The 6,513-nt window shown below is 70.2% G+C and carries 6 protein-coding genes and 1 pseudogene; 6 read left to right on the forward strand and 1 reads right to left on the reverse strand.

Features of this window, described 5'->3' with window-relative positions; all coding sequences use genetic code 11:
- Positions 1-94: 94 nt before the first annotated feature.
- A complete protein-coding gene (locus ACWDR3_RS30740; protein ID WP_450355837.1) occupies positions 95-688 on the reverse strand; it encodes a TetR/AcrR family transcriptional regulator in 594 nt (197 codons plus the stop codon).
- A 97-nt stretch (positions 689-785) separates the two neighbouring features.
- Between ACWDR3_RS30740 and ACWDR3_RS30745 the strand changes: the two genes are divergently transcribed.
- The 6 genes and pseudogenes from ACWDR3_RS30745 to ACWDR3_RS30770 form a co-directional block, all read left to right on the forward strand.
- Positions 786-3,104, forward strand: a complete 2,319-nt coding sequence (locus ACWDR3_RS30745; RefSeq protein WP_450355838.1) for a xanthine dehydrogenase family protein molybdopterin-binding subunit — start codon at positions 786-788, stop codon at positions 3,102-3,104.
- A complete protein-coding gene (locus ACWDR3_RS30750; protein ID WP_450355839.1) occupies positions 3,101-3,976 on the forward strand; it encodes an FAD binding domain-containing protein in 876 nt (291 codons plus the stop codon). Before ACWDR3_RS30745 ends, ACWDR3_RS30750 begins: the two co-directional genes overlap by 4 nt.
- Positions 3,969-4,451, forward strand: coding sequence for a (2Fe-2S)-binding protein (locus tag ACWDR3_RS30755; RefSeq protein WP_450355840.1), 483 nt, complete (start codon positions 3,969-3,971; stop codon positions 4,449-4,451). Before ACWDR3_RS30750 ends, ACWDR3_RS30755 begins: the two co-directional genes overlap by 8 nt.
- Before the next feature lie 2 nt (positions 4,452-4,453).
- A complete protein-coding gene (locus ACWDR3_RS30760; RefSeq protein ID WP_450355841.1) occupies positions 4,454-5,077 on the forward strand; it encodes an SRPBCC family protein in 624 nt (207 codons plus the stop codon).
- Between the two features lie 69 nt (positions 5,078-5,146).
- Positions 5,147-5,983, forward strand: coding sequence for a mycofactocin-coupled SDR family oxidoreductase (locus ACWDR3_RS30765; RefSeq protein WP_450355842.1), 837 nt, complete (start codon positions 5,147-5,149; stop codon positions 5,981-5,983).
- A gap of 26 nt (positions 5,984-6,009) precedes the next feature.
- A pseudogene (locus ACWDR3_RS30770) lies at positions 6,010-6,513 on the forward strand (cytochrome P450); the annotation flags it as partial.

A 6,513-nucleotide genomic window follows, 5' to 3' on the forward strand; every position in this document is an offset into this window, starting at 1 on the left:
TCCCCTGTCTGTCGCACGGGTCTAACGTCTGACCGGAAACCAACCGTGCGGTAAGGGTTGGCCGCCGACCCGGTCGGGGAGCCGGCCGTGCCCTTCAGTTGTCGGCGGAGGCGCTTTCGTAGCGTTGGAGGAACTGTTCGACGAACTCGAGTGCCTCGGTGTGCCGGGTGGTCATGCCCATCGCGTTCTCCATCATGAGGATCCGGCCGAGGGCGTTGGCCAGCATGAGCAGCACGGTGGGGGACACCGTCGGCGGCAGTTCGACGCCTGTCTGTGCGAGCCGTCGCGTGAGCGCCTCCAGTTGTACCTCGCGGTAGCGCTCGGCGCGGGCGGCGAGTTCGGCGCGGATCGCCTTGCGGTGATTGGCCAGCGCGGTGAACTCCGTGGTCAGCGCGTTCCCCGGGTGGCTGGTGACCTGCCACAGGGCGCGTATCGGCTGGGGGCCGTCCAGCCGGCGGACCACCCGCTCCAACTCCTCGTCGCCCCGTCGTCGCAGCACCGCGAGGAAGAGGTCGTCGAGGGTCCGGAAGTAGTACAGCACCAGCGCCGGGGCGACCTCGGCCTCGCGAGCCACCCGGCGCACGCCGACGGAGGCGTATCCCTCCTTGAGCATCAGCCGCTCGGTGACGTCGAGCAGGACCTGGCGCGTCTTCGAGTTCTCGGTGCCCATACGGCGAGGCGCAGTCATGGCGCTCATTGTCCTTGACGGCTCCGCGGGGCGCTGTTAAACAGTTGTTCAGCGCTCGTGTTAAACACTCGTTCAACATGAACGGAGGGCACGGCTGATGGCTCGCTATACGGGCACCCGCACCCCGCGCGTCGAGGACGCCCGGTTGCTGACCGGCACCGGTACCTACGTCGACGACGTCGTACGGCCCGGGATGCTGCACGCCTGTTTCGTCCGCAGCCCCGTCGCGCGGGCCCGCATAGTCGGCATCGATCTGTCCGAGGCGCTCCAACTGGACGGCGTGCGAGCGGTGTTCGTCGCCGATGACCTCAACCCCGGGGTGCGCGAGCAGTGGTACACGCTGAACGGGCGCGACGACCCCGACACGCCTCGCCCGCCACTGGCCGAGGGCGAGGTGCGGTTCGTCGGGGATCCGGTGGCGATGGTCGTCGCGCAGGACCGCTACACGGCCGAGGACGCCGCGGAACTGGTGGTCGTCGACTACGACGAGCTACCGCCGGTCGTCGACTACGCCGCCGCGCTGGGGTCCCCGGAGTCGGTCCACGCGACCCACCCGGGCAACCTGGTGGGCGAACTCGCCGGACGCCCGATGGAGGAGCTCGCCCCCGTCTTCGAGTACGCGCCGCACGTGGTCGCTGTGACGGTCCATCAACAGTCGTACGGCCCCGTGCCGTTGGAGACCCGTGGCATTGTCGCGGAGTGGTCCGCGCCCGCCGGGGAGATGACGATCTGGGCGGCCACCCAGTCCCCGCACGAGGTCCGTTCCTTCTGCGCACGTCTGCTCGGTGTCGACGAGCATCGCGTGCGGGTGGTGATGCGGGACACCGGCGGCGGGTTCGGACAGAAGGTGCTGCCGCAGCGCGAGGACATGTGCGTCATGCTCGCCGCCACCAAGCTGCCCGCCGCGCTCAAGTGGATCGAGGACCGCCAGGAACATCTCATGGCGGCCGGCCAGGCTCGCCACGAGCACGGCGAGGCGAGACTGGCCCTCGACGGCGAAGGACGGATCCTCGCCGCCACCCTCGACCACGTCCAGGACGCCGGCGCCTACCCGACACCGTCCCCCGTGCAGAGCGGCCTCGCCGTAGGCCTGCTCTTCCCCGGCCCCTATCGCATCCCCCAGGGCACCTTCCGCTCCCGATTCGTGTTCTCCAACACCAGCGGCCGAGTGGCATATCGCGGACCCTGGCAGTTCGAGTCGATGGCCCGCGAGGTCCTCCTGGACACCGCCGCCCGCCGCCTCGGCATGGATCCGGTCGAGCTGCGCCGCCGCAACATGCTGCGCCGCGAGGACCTGCCGACGGCGAACTTCAACGGCATGCCCTACGACCACATCACCCCGTACGAGACCTTCGAGCAGGCTCTGGAGATGCTCGACTATCCGGTGTTCCGGCGCGAGCAGGAGCAGGCCCGCGCCCAGGGCCGCTACCTGGGCGTCGGCACCTGCACCTACGTCGAACCGACCGCCGGGGCCACCCCGTTCCACGGCACCGAGGGCGCGACCATCCGCATCGAGCCCTCCGGCAAGGTCAACGTCTACGTCGCCGGGGGATCGTGCGGCAACAGCCTGGAGACGACCGTCGTCCAGCTCACCGCCGACGCGCTCGGCGCGGCCATCGAGGACGTCAGCACCATCCAGGGAGACACGGCACTCACCCCCTACGGTGCCGGCACCGGCGGCAGCCGGTCGGGTCCCATGACCGCCGGCGCGATCGCCGAGACCGCGGCCGGATTACGGGAACGCATCCTCGCGATCGCCGCACACAGGCTCGAAGTCGCCGTGGCGGAACTGGAGTTGACCGGCGGCCGGGCATCGGTGAAGGGCGATCCCGAGAAGGCGCTCACCCTCGCCGACATCGCCGACCTCGCCTACTTCCAGCCCCACGCCCTGCCACCCGGCATCCCGCCCGGCCTGGAGGCCAGCGGCCGCTACCGCTCCCCGCACCTCATGATCTGGGCCAACGCCACCCACCTGTGCACCTGCGAGGTGGACGTGGTGACCGGCGCGGTGAAGCTGCTGAGGTACATCGTCAGCGAGGACTGCGGACCCATGATCAACCCCGGTGTGGTCGAGGGACAGATCTACGGCGGCACCGTCCAGGGAATCGGCGGCGCCCTCTACGAACACCTCGCCTACGACGACGACGGCAACCCCCTCGCCACCACCTTCATGGACTACCTGCTCCCCACGGCCACCGAGGTGCCCGTCATCGAGCTCGGCCACATCGAGACACCCGGCCCAGGACCCGGCGGCCACAAGGGAGTTGGCGAGGGCGGCGCGATCGGAGCCGCCCCAGCCGTGGTGAACGCGGTCGCCGACGCCCTCGCACCGCTGGGTGTGGAGATCGGCCGGCTGCCGCTGACACCGGCCTCGATCGTCGAACTCGTGGAAGAGGCAGGGGCGGTGACCCCATGAAGCCGGCGGCATTCGACTATCACGCCCCCACCACCACCGAGGAAACGGTCGCGCTGCTCGCCGAGTCGGGCGACGAGGCGAAGCTCATCGCCGGCGGCCAGAGCCTGGTACCCATGCTGGCACTGCGCCTCGCGGCCTTCGCGCACCTGGTCGATCTGCGTCACGTGGACCAACTCCGGGGCATCGAGCACCGCGACGGGACGGTGCGCATCGGTGCCACGACCACCCAGGCCACTCTCCAACGCTCAGAGGACATACGGGACTTGGTGCCGCTCCTCGCCCGGGCCACCCCGCTGATCGGCCATTTCCAGATCCGTAGCCGCGGCACCATCGGCGGCTCACTCGCCCACGCCGACGCCGCGGCCGAGTACCCGGCGGTGGCCCTCACCCTGGACGCCGAGCTCGAAGCGCTGTCGGTGCGGGGGCGCCGGGCCGTCCCCGCCGCACGCTTCTTCACCGGGACCTGGACCACCGCCCTGGCCGAGGACGAGCTGCTCACAGCCGTCACCTTCCCGGTCTGGCGGCGGCCCCGCGGATTCGCCATCGAGGAATTCGCCCGCAGAAGCGGGGACTTCGCGCTCGCCGGTGCCTCCGTCGCCGTTGGCCTGGGCGCCGGCGGACGGGTCGACCGGTGCGCCATCGGCCTGTTCGGACTCGGTCCGAGCGCATGCCGGGCCCACGCGGCGGAGGCCGAGACCATGGGGCGCGAACCCACCGAGGACATGGCCGACGACATCGCACGCCGAGCCCTGGCCCACCTCGACTCCATCCCGTCCGACCTGCACGGATCGGCCGGCTATCGCAAGCGCGTCGGCGCGGCCATGGTGGCCCGCGCCTGGCGGCGCGCCGTACGGGAGGCGGTCCATGGCTGACGACATCGACATCCGGATACGGGTCAACGGCCTCCCACGCCGTGACACCGTGCCGCCCCGGCTCACCCTCGCCGACTTCCTGCGCGTCAACTGCGGCCTCACCGGCACGCACTTGGGGTGTGAGCACGGTGTCTGCGGCGCCTGCACGGTGCTGCTGGACGGCGAAGCAGTGCGCGCCTGCCTGGTGTTCGCCGTACAGGCCGACGGAAGCGAGGTCACCACCGTCGAGGGGATCGCCTCGCCCGACGGTGAACTGTCCGTCGTACAGGCCGCGTTCCGTGAGCACCACGGGCTCCAGTGCGGGTTCTGCACCCCGGGCCTCGTCGTCTCGGTCACCGCCTATCTCGCCGAGAACCCCAAACCCACCGACGAGGAGATCCGCGCCGCCCTGTCCGGCAATCTGTGCCGCTGCACGGGCTACCAGGGGATCGTCAACGCCGTCCGGGCTGCCGCCGACCGCGAGGACTCCGTATGAAAATGGAGAACAGGCTCACCGTTCCCGCGCCCGTGGAGGAGGCCTGGCGGGTCCTGCTGGACATCGAACGTGTCACTCCGTGCGTCCCTGGTGCGACGCTCACCTCCCGCGACGGCGACAGCTTCCAGGGCCGGATCAAGGTCAAGCTCGGCCCCGTCGGCCTGACCTATCACGGCACCGTCACGTTCCTTTCACGTGACGAGGCGGACAGGACAGTCGTGCTGGAGGCCGGTGGAAGGGAGATCCGCGGCAACGGGACGGCCAAGGCGCGGGTGACGTGCCGGCTGGTCGCGTCGGGCACGAACTCCACCGACGTCCTCGTGGACACCGATCTCGCGATCACGGGCAAGCCCGCCCAGTTCGGCCGCGGCACCCTCGCCGAGGTCGCGGGCACCCTCATCGGGCGGTTCGCCGAGAACCTGGCCGCCGAACTCGCCGTACCCGCTCCGGATCCGACTGCCGAACCCGTCCTGCAGCCCGTACCCGCCCCGGATCCCCTCGTCGCCGAACCCATCAACCTCATCGAAGCCGCCGGCGGGGGCGCCCTCAAGCGCATCGTCCCGCCGGCCACCGTGCTACTCCTCCTCGCGCTCCTCGTGCGCGGCCGCCGACGCACCCATCGGTGACCAGGCCTCCCCGCCATCGTCACCCCGCCCCAGCCCATCCCATCCCGTACTCACGAGACGAGGTCACTCATGCCCGGACGAGTAGAAGGCAAGGTCGCCTTCATCACCGGCGCCGCCCGCGGTCAAGGCCGCAGCCATGCCATACGGCTGGCGGAGGAAGGCGCCGACATCATCGCGGTCGATGTGTGCAAGCAGCTCGACGGCGTCACGTTCCCCATGTCCACGCCCGAGGACCTGGAAGAGACGGTCAACCAGGTCCAGAAGCTGGGCCGCCGTATCCACGCCGTACAGGCGGACGTGCGCGACCACGACGCGCTCAAGGCCGCGGTGGACGACGGCGTCGCCGAATTCGGCCGGCTGGACATCGTCGCGGCCAACGCCGGCCTCGGCAGCGACGGCGCCACGCTCGACGCCATGGAGGAGAAGACCTGGCGCGACATGATCGACGTCAACCTGACCGGCGTCTGGCTGTCCGCCAAGGTCTCCATCCCGCACATCGTCGCGGGCGGACGAGGCGGCTCCATCATCCTGACCAGCTCCGTCGGCGGCCTCAAGGGCTACGCGAACATCGGCCACTACATCGCCGCCAAGCACGGCGTGGTGGGCCTGATGCGCACGATGGCGGGGGAGTTGGGGGCACACAACATCCGCGTCAACACCGTGCACCCCACCCAGGTGAACACCCCGATGGTGATGCACGAGGCCACCTACCGGATGTTCCGCCCCGACCTGGAGAACCCCACCGTCGACGACTTCGCGGCGGTGTCCCAGGGCATGCACATGCTCCCCACCCCGTGGGTGGAGCCGCTGGACATCAGCAACGCCGTCCTCTTCCTCGCCTCCGACGAGGCCCGCTTCGTCACCGGCGTCACCCTGCCCATCGACGCCGGCGCCCTGCTCAAGTGAGCCGCACACCACAGGGAGGTGCGTCCATGACCACTGTCGACACCATCTACTGGGACCCCTACGACCCGGCCCTCGCCCGCGACCCCTACCCCCTCTACGCACGCATGCGTGAGGAAGCCCCGCTCTACTACAACGACCAGCACAATTTCTATGCCGTCAGCCGCCATGCCGACGTCCAGCGGGGCCTCGCGGACTGGCAGACCTACTCCTCCGCCCGGGGCGACATCCTGGAGATCATCCAGGCGGACATCGAACTTCCGCCCGGCACCCTCATCTTCGAGGACCCGCCCGTCCACGACATCCACCGCAAGCTCCTCGCCCGGGTCTTCACACCCCGTCGGATCGCGACCCTGGAGCCACGCGTACGGGCCTTCTGCCGGCGCGCCCTCGAACCGGTGGCGGGTGCCGAACGGTTCGACCTCGTCGAGGCCGTCGGCGCCGAGATGCCGATGCGGGTGATCGGGATGCTCCTGGGCATCCCCGAGGCCGACCAGCCCGCCATCCGCGACCGTACCGACGAGACGCTGGGC

The sequence above is a fragment of the Streptomyces sp. NPDC001002 genome, from assembly GCF_053599215.1.

Coding starts and splice junctions, on each gene's coding strand:
- ACWDR3_RS30740 (WP_450355837.1), bottom strand. CDS start 688: ATGACTGCGCCTCGCCGTATGGGCACCGAGAACTCGAAGACGCGCCAG.
- ACWDR3_RS30745 (WP_450355838.1), top strand. CDS start 786: ATGGCTCGCTATACGGGCACCCGCACCCCGCGCGTCGAGGACGCCCGG.
- ACWDR3_RS30750 (WP_450355839.1), top strand. CDS start 3,101: ATGAAGCCGGCGGCATTCGACTATCACGCCCCCACCACCACCGAGGAA.
- ACWDR3_RS30755 (WP_450355840.1), top strand. CDS start 3,969: ATGGCTGACGACATCGACATCCGGATACGGGTCAACGGCCTCCCACGC.
- ACWDR3_RS30760 (WP_450355841.1), top strand. CDS start 4,454: ATGGAGAACAGGCTCACCGTTCCCGCGCCCGTGGAGGAGGCCTGGCGG.
- ACWDR3_RS30765 (WP_450355842.1), top strand. CDS start 5,147: ATGCCCGGACGAGTAGAAGGCAAGGTCGCCTTCATCACCGGCGCCGCC.